The organism is Woeseia oceani (genome assembly GCF_001677435.1).
Classification (GTDB): Bacteria; Pseudomonadota; Gammaproteobacteria; order Steroidobacterales; family Woeseiaceae; genus Woeseia; species Woeseia oceani.
In genome coordinates, this window is sequence record NZ_CP016268.1 from 3,467,388 (window position 1) to 3,482,425 (window position 15,038).

General features: G+C 59.2%; 14 protein-coding genes. 4 read left to right on the forward strand and 10 right to left on the reverse strand.

Going from position 1 to position 15,038, the window contains the following annotated elements:
• Positions 1-35 precede the first annotated feature (35 nt).
• Positions 36-1,778 (forward strand): BamA/TamA family outer membrane protein, encoded by a 1,743-nt coding sequence (locus BA177_RS15665; protein ID WP_068617734.1) that lies wholly within the window; start codon positions 36-38, stop codon positions 1,776-1,778.
• 297 nt (positions 1,779-2,075) lie between these two features.
• Here the strand turns inward: BA177_RS15665 and BA177_RS15670 are convergent, their stop codons facing one another.
• From BA177_RS15670 to BA177_RS15690, 5 genes are all read right to left on the reverse strand, one after another.
• Entirely contained in the window at positions 2,076-4,094 is a 2,019-nt protein-coding gene (locus BA177_RS15670) for an LTA synthase family protein (protein ID WP_082990179.1), read from the reverse strand.
• Positions 4,095-4,099: 5 nt separating this feature from the next.
• On the reverse strand, positions 4,100-4,489 hold the full coding sequence (locus BA177_RS15675) for a diacylglycerol kinase (protein ID WP_068617736.1): 390 nt from the start codon (positions 4,487-4,489) through the stop codon (positions 4,100-4,102).
• A gap of 193 nt (positions 4,490-4,682) precedes the next feature.
• Positions 4,683-6,434 carry an amidohydrolase gene (locus tag BA177_RS15680; protein ID WP_156762854.1) on the reverse strand — a complete coding sequence of 584 codons (1,752 nt, stop codon included), beginning with the start codon at positions 6,432-6,434 and terminating at the stop codon, positions 4,683-4,685.
• A 111-nt stretch (positions 6,435-6,545) separates the two neighbouring features.
• Entirely contained in the window at positions 6,546-7,331 is a 786-nt protein-coding gene (locus BA177_RS15685) for a hypothetical protein (RefSeq protein ID WP_197493155.1), read from the reverse strand.
• 115 nt (positions 7,332-7,446) lie between these two features.
• The gene (locus tag BA177_RS15690; RefSeq protein ID WP_156762855.1) at positions 7,447-8,139 is read right to left on the reverse strand and encodes a FadR/GntR family transcriptional regulator; all 693 of its coding nucleotides are present in this window, start codon (positions 8,137-8,139) and stop codon (positions 7,447-7,449) included.
• Positions 8,140-8,593: 454 nt separating this feature from the next.
• On the opposite strand from BA177_RS15690, the gene BA177_RS15700 reads away from it, so the two are divergent.
• Both BA177_RS15700 and BA177_RS15705 read left to right on the forward strand, forming a co-directional pair.
• Complete coding sequence (locus BA177_RS15700; protein ID WP_068617744.1) at positions 8,594-9,835, forward strand: MFS transporter; 1,242 nt, start codon at positions 8,594-8,596, stop codon at positions 9,833-9,835.
• Between the two features lie 2 nt (positions 9,836-9,837).
• Entirely contained in the window at positions 9,838-10,416 is a 579-nt protein-coding gene (locus BA177_RS15705) for a thioredoxin family protein (protein ID WP_068617746.1), read from the forward strand.
• Positions 10,417-10,486: 70 nt separating this feature from the next.
• On the opposite strand, the gene BA177_RS18685 is transcribed toward BA177_RS15705, so the two are convergent.
• On the reverse strand, positions 10,487-10,687 hold the full coding sequence (locus BA177_RS18685; RefSeq protein ID WP_156762856.1) for a hypothetical protein: 201 nt from the start codon (positions 10,685-10,687) through the stop codon (positions 10,487-10,489).
• 195 nt (positions 10,688-10,882) lie between these two features.
• Positions 10,883-11,155 (reverse strand): hypothetical protein, encoded by a 273-nt coding sequence (locus tag BA177_RS15715; protein ID WP_068617750.1) that lies wholly within the window; start codon positions 11,153-11,155, stop codon positions 10,883-10,885.
• Positions 11,156-11,258: 103 nt separating this feature from the next.
• Between BA177_RS15715 and BA177_RS15720 the strand changes: the two genes are divergently transcribed.
• A complete protein-coding gene (locus tag BA177_RS15720) occupies positions 11,259-11,750 on the forward strand; it encodes a MarR family winged helix-turn-helix transcriptional regulator (protein WP_068617752.1) in 492 nt (163 codons plus the stop codon).
• Between the two features lie 10 nt (positions 11,751-11,760).
• On the opposite strand, the gene BA177_RS15725 is transcribed toward BA177_RS15720, so the two are convergent.
• From BA177_RS15725 to BA177_RS15735, 3 genes are read right to left on the reverse strand one after another with little or no spacing between them, the layout of a single operon-like run.
• Positions 11,761-12,687, reverse strand: coding sequence for an NAD(P)H-binding protein (locus tag BA177_RS15725; protein ID WP_068617754.1), 927 nt, complete (start codon positions 12,685-12,687; stop codon positions 11,761-11,763).
• Positions 12,688-12,711: 24 nt separating this feature from the next.
• The gene (locus tag BA177_RS15730) at positions 12,712-13,365 is read right to left on the reverse strand and encodes a cupredoxin domain-containing protein (protein ID WP_156762857.1); all 654 of its coding nucleotides are present in this window, start codon (positions 13,363-13,365) and stop codon (positions 12,712-12,714) included.
• Between the two features lie 5 nt (positions 13,366-13,370).
• Complete coding sequence (locus tag BA177_RS15735; protein WP_068617758.1) at positions 13,371-15,035, reverse strand: multicopper oxidase domain-containing protein; 1,665 nt, start codon at positions 15,033-15,035, stop codon at positions 13,371-13,373.
• Between the last annotated feature and the right edge of the window lie 3 nt (positions 15,036-15,038).

Consider the following 15,038-nt stretch of genomic DNA (forward strand, 5'->3'; position numbering starts at 1 on the left):
CAGCGGATTGCCGTGCACACACCCGGGGAGACGCCATGAGCAGCATGCAACCAGACCCTTGGGCGACGCTCGCCCGCCTGTATGGTCTGCAGAATCAGCCAGCACGAACCCTGGTCTTGCTGGCCTTCATTGGCGTCTCGTTCACCCTGCTGCCGCTCTCAGCTGCCGCCGGTGACGGTGACAACGACAGTACGTTGTCAGCCCTTACGGGCTCTCTCGCGACCGACAATCTGTCGACCGCAGCGCTGGAACTAAGCGGCGCCGTCATCGGCAGTATCGTGATCGAGAACGGCAACGTCTTTAATACCGACATCGCCGCGGAGAACAAGGTTCTTTACCGGACAGCGAACGCTATCCACAAGCGGACCCGGCAACAGGTGATTGAGCAGCAACTGCTGTTTCACAGTGGCGAACCGTACTCCGGCCGCCTGCTTGAGGAATCGGAACGCATCCTGCGTAGCGACCCCTATCTTCAGGAGGCACGCATTCAGCCGGTACGCAACAGCGATGGCGAAGTCGACGTGGTGGTGACGACCCGTGATGCCTGGACCTTGCGCCCGTCCGTTGCCTTCGGTCGCAGCGGCGGCGAGAACAGTGGCGGTATCGGCTTTGACGAGCTCAATCTGTTCGGTACCGGGATCCGTGTCGGCCTGAAGTATCGCTCGGATGTGGATCGCGACTCACTAAGCTTCCAGTTCCTTGATAACAATCTGGGGTCCAGCTGGACGCAACTGCAAGCCACTCATGCCAACAACAGTGACGGCTTCCGCCGCGGTCTGAGAGTTGAGCAACCGTTCCATGCGCTGGACTCGCGCCGTGCGTACGGGCTGACACTCCGGCAAAACGAACGCATCGACTCACTCTATGACCGGGGCCTCACGCAGCGTCAGTACCAGGGGCGGTCCACTGAATTTGATCTGTACACCGGCTGGTCGAAAGGTGTCGCAGATGGCTGGGCGCGCCGCTACCTGGTCGGCGTCGCGGGTGACGAACACCAGTTTGCAGGCATTGCTGACGAGCCAGGCCAGTCACCGCTGGTACCGGACAACCGTCGTTTCGTCTACCCGTACGTCGGTATCGAATTCGTACAGGACAAGTTTGAAAAGGCGCGCAACCTGGAGCAAATCAATCGCACCGAAGACCGCAACCTCGGCACTACGTTCAGTGCGCGCGTCGGTTTTGCGAGCGAAGGCTTCGGCTCGGACCGTGATGCACTGCTGGTACGCACGGCAATAGGCCGCGGGTTCGGCAATACCAGCAGCCGTTCATTGATGCTGGAAGCCGGCGTGGACGGCCGCTGGGAATCAGCCGGCTTGCGCAACCTGACGGCAAACTTCAGTGCCCGCTACTTCAGGCGGCACTCGGAGGGCAGCCTGTTCTACGCCAGCTTGTCCGGTCGCATCGGCCAGAACGTGGATCTCGATAACCTGATACCACTGGGCGGCGACACCGGTCTGCGCGGTTACCCTCTGCGTTACCAGATGGGCAAGTCGCGTGCACTACTGACCATCGAACAGCGCTACTTCACCGATTGGTACCCGTTTCGCCTGTTCCACGTCGGCGCGGCGGTGTTTGCCGATATAGGTCGTAGCTGGGGAAATAACCCTGTCGCCGGGGCAAACCCGGGTTTGCTCCGGGATGTCGGCTTCGGACTTCGCCTGGGCAGCACTCGCGCGGCTCAGGGTCGCGTTGTGCACATCGACCTCGCCTACCCTTTGGACGGCGACAACTCGATCAGTAATGTGCAGTTTCTGGTCGGCACCAAGCGCAGCTTCTGAAGGCTGCTCGCCCGGCAAGGGCTGGCCAACGCCGGGATCGCAACCGACCCCGCGCATGTTTGCGGGTCAGCGACACCCAATACGAAGCGCCGTTTCCGCCAACTTGCTTGCCGAAAGTCATTGCGCCATCTCAAGCAGCCATCGGCCTGACCTGGACTCGTACGCCGGTGCTGCCTGACCTGAAGCCGGGCGTTCGATTACGAACTCATTGACTCAGCGATGACAGATCCGGTAATAACCGCGGACTAGACGAGTGCATGCCGCACAGTGACCACAAGCACGGCGCGAGCATTCAGCTTACTGACTTGCTGCGGCAACCATTGCCCGACTCCCGGGCGGCAATCGATACAGCGAATGCTCGTACGCCAGCGACGTCCAGTTGGCGTGCGACAGCGCACGTTGTACGAGCGCCATGTTACCCGCCGGATCTTCCACCAGCTGCCGGTCGTCCGTGTACAGATACGTTGTGATCGGCAAGTCCTTGCGCATAATGACGACGCGGCCGTCTTCCATGTACGCCTGCGTCCCGTTGTATTGCATGATCGCGCGGCCGGGGTAGCTGGCCGCATCGGCACGCGTCAGATCATGGCCGATCATCGGGTGCGTCGAAGACACGCCGATGAGCGACAACAAAGTCGGCGCCAGATCTATCTGGCTCGCAACCGGGGTATGCACTGACGGAGGTATGGAACCGCCCATGATCAGGCCGGGAATATGAAAACGTTCCACCGGCACGAGTTCTGCCCCGTAAACCCGCGAATTGTGGTCCGCAACAATCAGGAAAACCGTGTCCTCCCAGTAGTCGGACTGACGTGCCTTGGCCATGAACTCGCCGAGTGCGTGATCCGCGTATTTCACCGCGTTGTTAACCGTGTTGAGTTGTTCGTCGTACAGCTCGATGCGGCCCTCCGGAAACTGGTACGGCGAATGATTTGAAGAGGTGAATACAAGACTGAAGAACGGTTTGTCCTGCGGTTTGCTGAATTCTTCGTGCGCTTTGTTGAACAAGTCTTCGTCGGATACACCCCAGGAGCCCATGAATACCGGATTCTCATAGTCGATTTTGTCGACAACACTGTCGAACCCATTGTTCATGAAGAAGCGCCGCATGTTGTCGAACTGCGCTTCACCGCCGTAGATGAACCGGGTGTCGTAGCCGTGCCGCGACAGCAAACCCGCGAGCGTGAAGAAATTCCGCTGCGATTTGCCCAGCTTGACAACACTGCGCGCTGGCGTTGGCGTAAAACCGCTGACTACGGCCTCAATACCCCGCACCGAGCGGGTGCCGGTCGCGTACAGGTTTTCGAACCAGATTCCTTTATCGGCCAACGCATCAAGATTGGGAGTCAGATCCAACCCGCCGAGCTTACCAACGAACTCCGCGCCCAGGCTTTCTTCCAGGATAATGACCAGATTCTTCGGACCTTGTCCCCTGGCCGTTTGACGGTGCAACGTCGGCAAGGGTCCTTCCACGAAGTCGCCAGCCGCGACGTCCATCGAGTTACGCACTTCCTGGATAACGGTGGACTCGCCCAGCTCGGCGTAACGAAACCCGCCTTCGGGTTCATGGCCGGTTTCGTACAAGGCGTACAGAGCGGTGTACAGCGAGCTCAGCGCCAGATCATTTACCATGGGGTCGGTCGACACCGCGACCGTGCTCGGATTGACCGGGCGGTGCGCCGTGGTCGAACGCACCATGCCGACACACACCAACAGCAATAATGGTGTGACCAGCAGCGCAGGCAGCATGCCAGTCGCCTGCATGGCCGCCGTAGTCGTCTTAAGTGGCCGCGTTATCCAGCGCAGGACGAAATACAACGCGGCCGCAGCGAACAACAGCTGCAGACGGTATGCCGCCCACAGTGTCGAGATGATCTCGACCGGGTGATTCAGGTATTCCAGAAAAAAGATATTCGGCCGCGCGTCAAACTGCGCGATAAACGACGGCGTCGAACATTCAAGAAACGTGATCAGCAGCAAGGCGGCTGGCAGGTAGTAGCGCAATAAGCTGCGCCAAAGTGGCAGAAGGTAACGAGTCGAAGCGAGCACGGGAAAGGCGATGACCGGCACGGCAAGCGCGAGCCCGAGCAGTACGAGGTCAAAACGCAGCCCCTGCAGCAAGACGAAATCCACGGTGCCGGCATCACTGACCCGTTGCCACTGCCAAGTGACGAGTAAAACGCGCGACAGGCTCAGTATCAGCAGGACCCGCCAGGCAAACACCGCGAGCGGCTTCAGTGCCGTCTGCAGAGTGCGCAACGCGCGGCGGCTGGCTAGGACGGTGCCGGTCACGCCTGACGGAGTTCCGCTCGTCATGGCACTCAAGCGCCGACGCGCTGGAGGGCAATCAGCGCCCAGACCAGCAACATCAGTAGCAGACTGAGCAGCACCGCCGCGGATCCCATGTCCTTGGCGGCACCGGACAACGGGTGCAATTCACTGCCCACCCGGTCGACGACCGCTTCTATGGCGGAATTGCACAGCTCGATGATCAGCACCAGCACGACGCTGCCAAGCAACAAAATCCGTTCGACGGCATCCTCAGTCAGCCAGAACGCCGCCGGGATCATGACCATCGCCAGCAGTGCCTCCTGCCGAAAGGCCGCCTGCCCCTGCCAGGCGATCGCCAGCCCGCGCAGTGAATAAATGCCGGCATGCCAGATGCGGCTCACACCCGCCCGTTGCGGAAATTTCGTACGAAATTCCGTCATGCTTTGTTTCGTCGGTACACGTCGCCGCCTTACAGAAAAACCGGAGGTTCCTGTTTGACGGCTGACGACAAATTACTGGTCGCGAAGACGGGGATATTGTGCCGGCAGGTGCTTCGACCCCGGCTAATGAGAGTGCGGCTAAGCGCCGCGTCGTACCGTGACCCGGCAGAAGGGGTCACGGTACGACGGACTGTTATTGTTCGTAGACGACCTTCCCGCCGACGACGGTCATCAACACCCGACCGTTCAAGAGATCAGCCGGGCTGTCATCGGCAAGAACGAAAGGATCGATATCAAGTACGGTCAGATCCGCCCAGCGGCCTTTTTCGATAATGCCGCTTTCGTCTTCACGAAAACTGGCATAGGCCGACCAGTCGGTGTAACCGCGCACCGCCTCTTCCGCGTTCATCGCCTGTTCGACGTACCAACCGCCTTCCGGCTGACCGGACTTGTCCTGGCGGGTGATGGCCGAATGCAGGCCGTAGAAGATACTGTGATCAGAACCCGGATTATCGGCATTGAAGGTCAACCGTGCGCCTGCCTCGCGCAAGGTACGCCAGGCATAAGCACCCAGGACACGCTCGGCACCCAGTCTTTCCTCAGCCCAGGTTTTGTCTTCCACCGCGTGCGGCGGTTCCATCGAGGCAATAAGACCCAGCTTGCTCAAACGCGGCATGTCATCCGGGTGTATGACCTGCGCGTGCTCGATGCGATGACGGTTCTTGCCCGCCGCCGGGTGTTGCCGAATGATGCCTTCCAGGATATCTATCGCCTCGCGATTGCCGGCATCACCAATCGCGTGGATGGCAACCTGGAAGCCGGCGGCCATCGCTTCGGCCATCAGTTGCTGATTGAAACCGTAGTCGCCGCCGCTGACGCCACGGTGTCCGGGCTGATCGGCGTAGTCGTAGAGCAACCGCGCACCGCGCGAACCGAGCGCACCATCGTAATAAGCCTTGATTGTCCGCGTAACCAGCATGCTGTCGTTGTCCTGGTCCGGGCCTTTGGCAATCCAGGCACGCATGAGGGCTTCGTCACGCAGGGACAACATCGCGTAGACGCGTATCGGCAAACGCCCTTCCGCTTCCAGCTGTTCGAGCACCTCCATCTGCTGGCTATTGAGGCCGGCATCGTGCACGGCGGTATAGCCGTCTGCGGCCATCTGCGTCAGACCGGCCAGTATGCGTACCGCCAGCGCATCGTTGGTCGCCGGTGGCACGGCGTCGCTCATCATGGGCACCGCACGATTCAGGAACAGCCCGTTGGGCGCGCCGTCGTTACCGAGGCGCATCTCGCCGCCGACCGGCACTGTTGAATCTTTGCTAATGCCGGCAACCTCCAACGCTTTCTGGTTCGCCCAACCCGCGAAGCCGTGCAGGCTGGCCAGAAACACAGGGTGATCGGGAACAGCCGCCGAGAGCAGTGCCTTGTCTGGGTAGCGGTTCGCCCATGCGCCTTCGTCCCAGCCGTGGCCCAGGATCCACTCGCCCTTCGGCGTTTGCCTGGCGCGCTCGACAACCATCGCGACGGCTTCCTCTTCTGTCGCGACATCGGCCAGATTGACCCGCTCCAACACCGAGCCGAGTTCAAACGCGTGCGTGTGGGAATCAACAAGGCCTGGCAGAACCGTGGCCCCGGCCAAGTCGACCACGCGAGTCTGTTCGGTTTTCAAGTTGAGGGCATCGCTGGTCTTGCCGACAAAGGCTATGCGATCGCCGGCGACCACCACCGCATCGGCGTCCGGGTGCCAGCCGAATTCATTCAGCGGCGCAGCGTCGCTCAACGTGCCGTCTGGTGACGCTTCATCCCAGTCCAGCGTGTAGACGCGGGCATTGACCAGGATCAGCGACGCTGCCGCGGCGCCGCTCTCGTCAGCGCTGTTCTGACCGCAAGCCGTCAGCAGCAACGCCGCCGCGATGACCATTAAAGTATTCACTTGTTTCATGCAGAACTCCCCCGGGTATTGACATGCCGGACCGTACCGCAGCGCGGTGTCGAAATCGACCACAGTCGGCGGGCAGGATGGCCGCGCATTGCGCGCTGCAGGGCTTCGGAATTACAGGAAGTTGTTCGGCCAGATGATACTGCGCCACATGTGCGCGGTAGGACTGCCATCGAAACCCAGGCCTTCTTTGGGTTGCCGAAAATTGCGACCGATAACGTCGGTGAACTCTTCCACTTCGACGAACACGTCCGGCTCGAACGAATAAAGATCGTTGATCGTGATCAGGCGCGAGGTGAGGTACCACTTGTGTTTGCGCGCGCGCTCGTACTCGGCACGAATATACGGTTCGGGTTTGTAGTCGGCGCCGAAGTATCGAATGTAGGCTTCCGGGTATTCATAACCCAGCGATGCGTCCGGAAAAAACCGCAGTGCCTGGTGCTTTTCTATCGCCCAGGCGATTTCTTCGGAGACGTACGGGCGTACCATCTGCGCGCACCAGTAACCGTGGTCAGTCCGGATCAGGCTCATGACGGATATATCGTGCAGGAGGCAAGCCATGATGACTTTCTCATCACTGCCGTTGTTCATCGCCAGCCGTGCGCTCTGCAGGACATGCTGCGCAGGGGCAAAGCGGTACTTGTAGAAGTCGATCAGGGTTGGCCGGGCAGGCATCGCAGGCAAACGAGGATCATCACCCATCAGAAACGGCCGGCGATCGCTGCCGCCTTCTCCCCGGTCTGCGCCGATATTGCAGGCGAAAGGGGTAACGACGCGGCGATCGAGTTCATCGCTCATCGCCTGTTCCAGCGCATCGGCTTTGCCGACCATGGTCGTCGCGCTGCCAATGGCGGCTGTAGCAGCCACACTAAGGTTGTTCAGAAACGACCGTCGATCCATGGCATTGCTCCCAAAGGATTGAATTCGATCAGCGTCCGGCGCTATCGGCCATGTCCTCAAGCAGACGGGCATGCCTGCACCAAGGGTACGCCTCGGGCGGCATACCCGACAACGTCTAAGCGGTAATCCAGTGCTTGACGTGTTCAACCATTGCGTCGCGCGCCGCTGCCGCATCGCCGGACTCGATGAAACGAAACAGTTCCAGATGTACATCGAGCATTTTTTGCGCCTGATCGTGATCAGGCCATTGTGCCGGCGGCATCAAAACTTCACGCATCGCGCGCAATTGCCCGATCAGCACTTCGTTGCGCGTCGCCTGCGCAATGGCCATATGGAATTCCTCACCAAGGATCGCGGATTTTTCCGGGTTGTCGAGGTGCTTTTCAGCCTCGACGAGCACCTGGCGAATGCGGTCGATGTCGTCGGCAGTTCCACGCATCGTCGCCATAGCCACCGTCATGCTTTCGATTCCCGCACGCGCCTGAAGGATTTCCTCGCGCGTAACGCCGATTAGTTTCAGCTGAATCGCAAGCGAGTCCGCAAAACGATCGCCACTGCCCGCCGCGATAGTCGCGCCGCCTTTGGCGCCCATCCGGATATCAACGATGCCCATCGCTTCCAGACTGCGCAGTGCATCGCGTACACTCATGCGGCTGACACCGAAGAGCTTCGCGAGATCGGCTTCAGAGCCAAGCACGTCGCCAGTCTTGAGATCCCCTGCGAACAGGGCGTCCCTGATTTGCGCTACGATCTGGCTCGACAAAGTCATGCCGCGCGACGGTCGAAAAGCGCCGAGATTAGCTGCCAAAATTACTCCTGCGGATCGAAGGAATGGTTGCCGTCGTTATTGATCTAGCGGCATTTGCGTCGATGTGACGGCGGTCCTTCGCAACACCTTACATGGTAGCAACCGCCTTTGTATATTATCAATATTAGACTTTGTTCCAGATGCAACCAGAGTGCCGGACAGAGCGGTGTGGCAGCCGAACCCGCTGCAGATTTTCCGCCGGCCCGGCCGACGCTGCCGGAGCCAATCCCAGCAACGACTCTACGCGGCAGGCACGAATACGATTTTCGCTCGAGGTCTGAGGCGCAAGCCGGACGCACAAGCAATGGCAGCCACGGCGATTACCGCGAGAATGCCGGAGACGAGTGCTTGATCGCATTCACGAGGTTCTGCCGTGCAAGCCTCACGATTTGCACCCAAGACCCGCAGCAGCCAGCGCATTTTGCCAGCCTCATGAGGTAACCTGCATAGCGCAATGAATGCCTCCGCCCTAAGCAATCGCAACTACCTCATTTATTTCCTTGGCAACACACTGTCTTTGCACGGGTCGTGGGTCTACCGTGTTGCCCTCGGCTGGCTGGCATGGCAGCTGACCGGTTCCGAGTTCTGGGTCGGGGTCATTGCCTTCACCCAGTTCGCGCCCACCGTGTTGTTCGGACCAATCTTCGGTGTGCTCGCAGACCGCTTCGATCGACGCGCCGCATCCATACTGATCAACACGCTCAGCATCCTGAACATGTTGCTGTTTGCTTTGTTAACGGCGATGGGCAACACCGACATTTACGTACTCACCGTACTCGCCATGATGCAAGGCATACTGGATGGTGCGCACACACCGGTGCGAATGGCGCTGGTGCCCAACCTCGTTACGAACGAACAACTGCAAAGTGCATTGGCAACGAATTCCATCTCGTTTAATTTGTCGCGGTTCATCGGCCCCGCGATCGCCGGCATTCTGATCGCTACGCTCGGTGTCGCTGCCGCGTTTGCATTCAACGGAATATCCTACATCGCCATTCTGGTGTCGTTGCTGATCGTCCGCTTGCGCCCATCGACGCAGACAAACAAAGTGCGCAATGATGTCTGGCACGAACTCAAGGACGGCATTCGCTATGTTGCGCGACACCGGCAGATTCGGGCGCTGCTAGCCGTTATCGCGGCAGGCTCGGTGCTTGGTCGCGGCCCTCTCGAACTATTGCCGGCCTTCGCCGATGCGGTATTCAACCGCGGCAGTGTCGGCCTCGCCATACTGACCTCTGCCATCGGCGGTGGAGCAATAATTGCCGGTCTGATACTGGCAAGGGGTGCCGCGTGGCTACGCATCGAGGTCGTCGCAGCCGGCATTTTCGTCGCCGGTTTCTTGCTGATGCTGCTCGGCAGCAGTGATCAGTTCTGGCTGAGTACCGCCGTTGTCGCCGCGCTGGGCTGCACCTTGTCGTTGTGTGGCGTTGGTTCGCAGATACTGCTCCAGACCATCGTCAAAGACAGCGTTCGCGGTCGTGTCAGCAGCCTGTGGGGAATGGTTGCATTCGGCGGTGTTGCGCTTGGCGGCCTCGTCATCGGCAGCCTCTCCAGCGCATTCGGTTTGCGCGAAGTGACGTTCATCGCGGGTGGCCTGTGCAGCTTGTTCGTTTTGGCCATCATGTTGCGGCGCCGCAAGCTCATGCAATCCCGTTTACGCGAACTTGCCACCCGCAGACTGGAAAGAGAGAACTAGCCATGGCCAGAACCGAATCACGCATGCTGCCACTCGGTACGACCGCTCCGGACTTCACCTTGACCGATCCGTACGGTGACTTGCACACGCTGCCGGCCGCGGATGAAAAGCAGGCCACCGTCATCATGTTTATCTGCAATCATTGTCCGTTTGTGAAGCACGTACGTGGCGCTCTGGTTGCTCTGGCGGCGGACTACATGCCACTGGGCGTTGCTGTTCTCGCCATCAACAGCAACGATGCCGACACATACCCGGATGACAGCCCCGAGAACATGCGCAAAGAGGCGGAACGCCAGGGGTATCCGTTTCCTTATTTGGTGGACGACGATCAGTCCGTGGCGAAAGCCTATGAAGCCACCTGCACGCCGGATTTTTTTGTCTTCGATTCGGCACTGACGCTGCGCTACCGCGGCCAGCTTGACGACAGTCGGCCGGGCAACGGCAAATCGAATGATGGACACGATATCCGATCAGCGCTGGACGCCGTACTGGCCGGCGCTCCTGTGTCGACGGTGCAGACACCCAGCATCGGATGCAATATCAAATGGAAGCCCGGTAACGCGCCCGACTGGGCGACCTGAACCGGACCGCAAAAAAGACGGCGCGACCTCTCATACTAACGAGGATCGCGCCGGGTTCAGTTACGGCAAATCAGACCTCTGAATGACGCTCGCGCGGCTTACGCGGCTTACGCGCAACCTCGGCGCCTTCTGTTCGCTCGTGTTGCCGGCGATGACGCAGTGCGTCGTGACGCTGGCCGTGCATAGCTACTTTGCAGAAGCGGCTATCGAGCATGCGATAAGTAAGTTCATCAAGATCTTCAAAATCACTGCCGTAATGTCGTATAGACATCTGTCAGTCCTCAGCAGGTTCACAAATGACGGCAGGCGCTCGTCGTTGTGAACCCGGGTTTCAGGGATGCCTGGCGACTCCCGGAATTCGACTTGGTGCGGTCAACGTGCCTATGGCCACCTTTCGGTGTGTCAACGCAACTCAGTCGAAATGGTCAGCCGCCTGCCTGCTCAAACTCGCCGTTTTCCAGTCGCGTCAGTGAGCGTACTCAGTGCCGTAACCGTCAACGTCGTAATCATCAAAATCAGCAAGTTCCTCACGGAGAAAACGGTTCTCACGAGACATCTCGATCAACCGCCACACCGGAACATTGCCACCCGGAACGTCATCCTTTTCGGGGATCGTTTCATCTACTTCTACATCGAGCGCTTCATCGAACTCAAAGTCGTCATCGCTCATCACAGTTTCCATCTCCGTATCGTCCCCGTACCAGTCTGTGTCTGCCTGAATTTCAGGTTCTTGCGCCATGTTATTCTCCTCTCGGAGAGTCACTTTGAGGTGAAGATAATCGTATTTACTTTTATGTCAAGGTATTTTCTTCAGTTTTTTTGGACGACGGTAAGCTATTGAAATGAAAAAAGATATGGTCGACGATTTACTGCAACAATGGGCCAATGAGCGACCAGGCCTGGACGCTTCCGCACTTGGTGTCGTGGTCCGGATCCAGCTGCTCGGCAAACTGCTTGGCAGCCGCGCCAACCTCGCCCTCAAACAACACGACCTCAAACACTGGGAGTACGACGTGCTGTCCGTCTTGCGCCGGCAGGGCGAGCCGTTCGCGATGCCCGCCACCGACATTGCCCGCGCCGCGCAGCTGACGAGCGGCGCCATGACTACCCGTATCGACGGCCTGGAACAACGCAAGCTGGTGCGTCGCAAGCAAAGCAAGAACGACGGGCGTTCGGTCATAGTCAAGTTGAGTGCTAAAGGCCGCCGCCTCATCGACCGCGCCATGCAAACCCGCTTTGACGATGCGCTTACCGTCATGCAGAACTTCAAACCGAAAGAACAACACAAACTGGCAGAGCAGCTCCGGAGTTTACTGCTGGACCATCAGGACTAGCCGGCAGTCGCTACGCCGACCGTTGCAGGTAGGCCAGTTCATCGGCCTGCATCGCACGCGCCGAAATTCCGAACATCTCGAATGCCTGGAACGACTCGACAACATTGCCTTGCAGCAGCATGTCCAGCTGATCACGGGTAATCGGAAACCAGGAAAAGCGGTCGAGCAGCACACAGGCAAGACGAACGAAAATCGCCGGTACCGGCAGCAACAGCTTGCGCTTGCCGCTCGCCTTGGCGATGCGCCTCAGTATCTCCGGCCAGGCAAGCGTCTCCTTGCCGCCGAGCGGCAAAGTCAGGCCAATGCTCGCCGGGCTTTGCAACGACGCAACGAAAGCGCTGGCGACATCCTTGACATGCACGGGTGACAAACTGAAACCGCCGCGCGCCGGCGATAAACCGCGAAAGAAAACCGGTACCGGCAGCGGCGGCCTGATCATCTGGTCACGTAGCTGGGTACAAAATTCCATGCAGCCGCGTGGGTCGCCGAAGATCACAGAAGGACGAAATACCGTACCCGGCAGGCCACTCTCGGCGAGGTACTGTTCCGCTGCAAACTTGCTGCGTTGATACGCCGTACCTTCGCTGCTGGCGCCGTTCGCACTCATCAGCACAAAGCGTTGCACACCTTGTTCAATGGCAACATCAATGCAGATACGCGCACCGGTATTCTGCAGCCCATCAAATGTAATGCCGGCGGAAGGTTGTTCACGCAATATGCCAACCAGATAGATGACAGCATCGCAATCACGCATACAGGCCGCGAGTGCAGCGCGGTCAGCAAGGGTTCCGGCAACCACGAGGCATTTCGCCGCCTCACGCAAGCGATGTTCGCTGCCCGGACGAACGAGAACCACGGGCTGGTGGCCAGCGGCCAACAGTTCATCAATGATGTAACTGCCAACAAAACCCGTGCCACCAATCAGTGCTACGCGCATCTGCTCAACTCCTTACAAGCCCGTTCACGCTCGCCGCTTTCGGCACACGATTGTGATGCTGAATGCCAGCGCCGCGACCAGCAGAAAAGTCATCGCCACTTTTTGTGGCAGATAAGAAGAACGACGGAACGCATCGGTGATACCGGTCACAGCCCACAGATCACCGCCACCTTTGCCGACCACGAGCTGACCGCGCATGCCTTTCTCCATGTGCTGGGCCATGTCGCAATGAATCAGGTAGTTCCTGTCTTCCGCCGGAACAATGAAAGTACCGCTCTGCCGCTCGCCACCCATCGCCTCGATGTGAAACATCCCCGCCGGATAGAGGTACTTGGGCAGTCCATGCACCATCCATTGGTGACGGGTCTCATCCTCGTTGACGAAGTCGATGGTGACGCGCGCACAGGGCTCGACCTTAACCTCGTGCTGGCTCATGCCGTAGATGATGCCCGGTCGATCATTCGCGTAAGTCCGGCCCGCATGAATCTCAAAGTGCTGCTCGCGGCTGATCGCGTCACAGCCGTTTGGCAAACGGTCCCGGTTTTCATTCATGACCACGCCGCTACGGGTAACGCTCATACCACTGTGCTCGCCGTGCCCGGCATGGCCCTCGTGTTGCGCTCTGGCAAGATTGCTGACGCCGGTAACGACCAGCAATAGCAGCACCCGGTTGCGCACCCTGATCACCGGCGGCGCAAGGCGCCGAAGGCAACGGCCAGCAATGCACCGCTGCACAGCGCGAGTATCAAGAGACGCACAAACAGACGCCAGTCTTTGCCAGCCTCACCCAACAGACCTGGCGCATAACTGCTCCATACCGGTACTTCGCGCCGGTAGTATTCCGCCGTGAAGTAATTGTCCCATGACACGCCCTGGGTCTTCGGCCAGCCATCCGCACGCAGATAGTCTTCGTAAACGATCGCGCTGATGTTGCCGCCCGGCCCGATACCGTCATTGGTCACCCCGTTATTCTGATGATCATGGAATGGCCAGATACCGCGGCCATAGGCGTGCAGCCCATCATTGACAAAGCTGAGTGCCAGATCGACCCGCTGCGCGGTTGCCAGCCAGACCACGTCCTGCAGCGCCAGACTTTGCTCCGGCAACGGCACACCGTCGCGGTGCGTCACCATGAACTTGTGGCCGTGGGTGTGCAACGCAATACCTTTGGCACCTCCATTGACGACCCGCAAACGCACCGTTTCATCCGTATCGGCGACGATCAGGGACTCGCGGAACGTGTACGGAAACGAACGTCCATTCAATGTGAAATAGTCCGTCGTGGCGTCCGTAATATCATAGTCGCGATGCATGGACTGCGTAACCAGCCGCGGGTCATTGTCGTGCTGAATACGTTCGCTTAACTGCTGGTCCAGATCCATGTAATGCAGGTCGTATTCCTGCGAGAATTTTTCCCGCGTTGCCTGCGAAGGCGCGCGCACCAAGCCGGCACCGATGTTCATCGTCTGCAGCCAGTTGTTCGGCCGGTTTTCTTCAACGACGAACAAGCCCTGCAGCCCCATCATTACGTGCACGTGTGCCTGCACATGGCAATGGTAGTACATGGTTCCGGCCACCCGTGGCGTAAGTTCGTAACTCCGCGCATTGCCCGGCATGACCGGCATTTCACTCGTCGTGGGTACGCCGTCGTTGCCCTGTCCGCTGGCAGTTACGAAGCCGTGGTCGGCACCGTGCAAGTGCAGGGTATGCGGCATGTAGTGGCTGTTCTCCAGCGTTACGGTGACCACATCGCCCTGCTCAACCCGGATAGCCGGCGAAGGCAGTCGCAGGGAAAAGCGGGCCTGCTGTGACTCAAAGTTCTCAACCGCCATGCCGACAAACTTGGGCGTGAACACCCACATTCCCGGTTCAATGCCTGGCGCGATCGCGTAGCGGGTGACCTTGCTTTTGTCGATGGGCGACGAACCGTTCAGCTCGGCAACTTCGAGGCGTATATGAATTTCATCCGGATCACCGTCACCATCGAGGTCACGGCCCTTCTCGACCGCATCGGCGGTCAGGCCGCTCGCCAGCAGCGTTGCCTCGCTCACGTTGTTCGTGCCTTTGACAAAGGCAGCCACTGTGTACGGATTGTCCGCAACACAGGGTTTCGATTCGGCAATCTCGACGCCGTCGATGAGTTGCGCATCGCGCCAGCCGGATGGGTCAGGCGGACAATAGACTTCAGGGCTCAGCTGCGCTGCCGGTTTCGTCGCCGGCAAGGGTCGGTAACTGTCAGCGCCGAACCACGAAGTCAGCGTCAGGCGCACACTCTCCGGATAAAATTGCGGCGGCCACGCGAGCAATGCAATAACGACGATCAACAACCACGGGCCGTGCTTGCGCATTCT

Coding starts and splice junctions, on each gene's coding strand:
- BA177_RS15670 (WP_082990179.1), bottom strand. CDS start 4,094: ATGACGAGCGGAACTCCGTCAGGCGTGACCGGCACCGTCCTAGCCAGC.
- BA177_RS15705 (WP_068617746.1), top strand. CDS start 9,838: ATGGCCAGAACCGAATCACGCATGCTGCCACTCGGTACGACCGCTCCG.
- BA177_RS15735 (WP_068617758.1), bottom strand. CDS start 15,035: ATGCGCAAGCACGGCCCGTGGTTGTTGATCGTCGTTATTGCATTGCTC.
- BA177_RS15685 (WP_197493155.1), bottom strand. CDS start 7,331: ATGGATCGACGGTCGTTTCTGAACAACCTTAGTGTGGCTGCTACAGCC.
- BA177_RS15665 (WP_068617734.1), top strand. CDS start 36: ATGAGCAGCATGCAACCAGACCCTTGGGCGACGCTCGCCCGCCTGTAT.
- BA177_RS15675 (WP_068617736.1), bottom strand. CDS start 4,489: ATGACGGAATTTCGTACGAAATTTCCGCAACGGGCGGGTGTGAGCCGC.
- BA177_RS15700 (WP_068617744.1), top strand. CDS start 8,594: ATGAATGCCTCCGCCCTAAGCAATCGCAACTACCTCATTTATTTCCTT.
- BA177_RS15715 (WP_068617750.1), bottom strand. CDS start 11,155: ATGGCGCAAGAACCTGAAATTCAGGCAGACACAGACTGGTACGGGGAC.
- BA177_RS15680 (WP_156762854.1), bottom strand. CDS start 6,434: ATGAAACAAGTGAATACTTTAATGGTCATCGCGGCGGCGTTGCTGCTG.
- BA177_RS15725 (WP_068617754.1), bottom strand. CDS start 12,687: ATGCGCGTAGCACTGATTGGTGGCACGGGTTTTGTTGGCAGTTACATC.
- BA177_RS15720 (WP_068617752.1), top strand. CDS start 11,259: ATGAAAAAAGATATGGTCGACGATTTACTGCAACAATGGGCCAATGAG.
- BA177_RS18685 (WP_156762856.1), bottom strand. CDS start 10,687: ATGTCTATACGACATTACGGCAGTGATTTTGAAGATCTTGATGAACTT.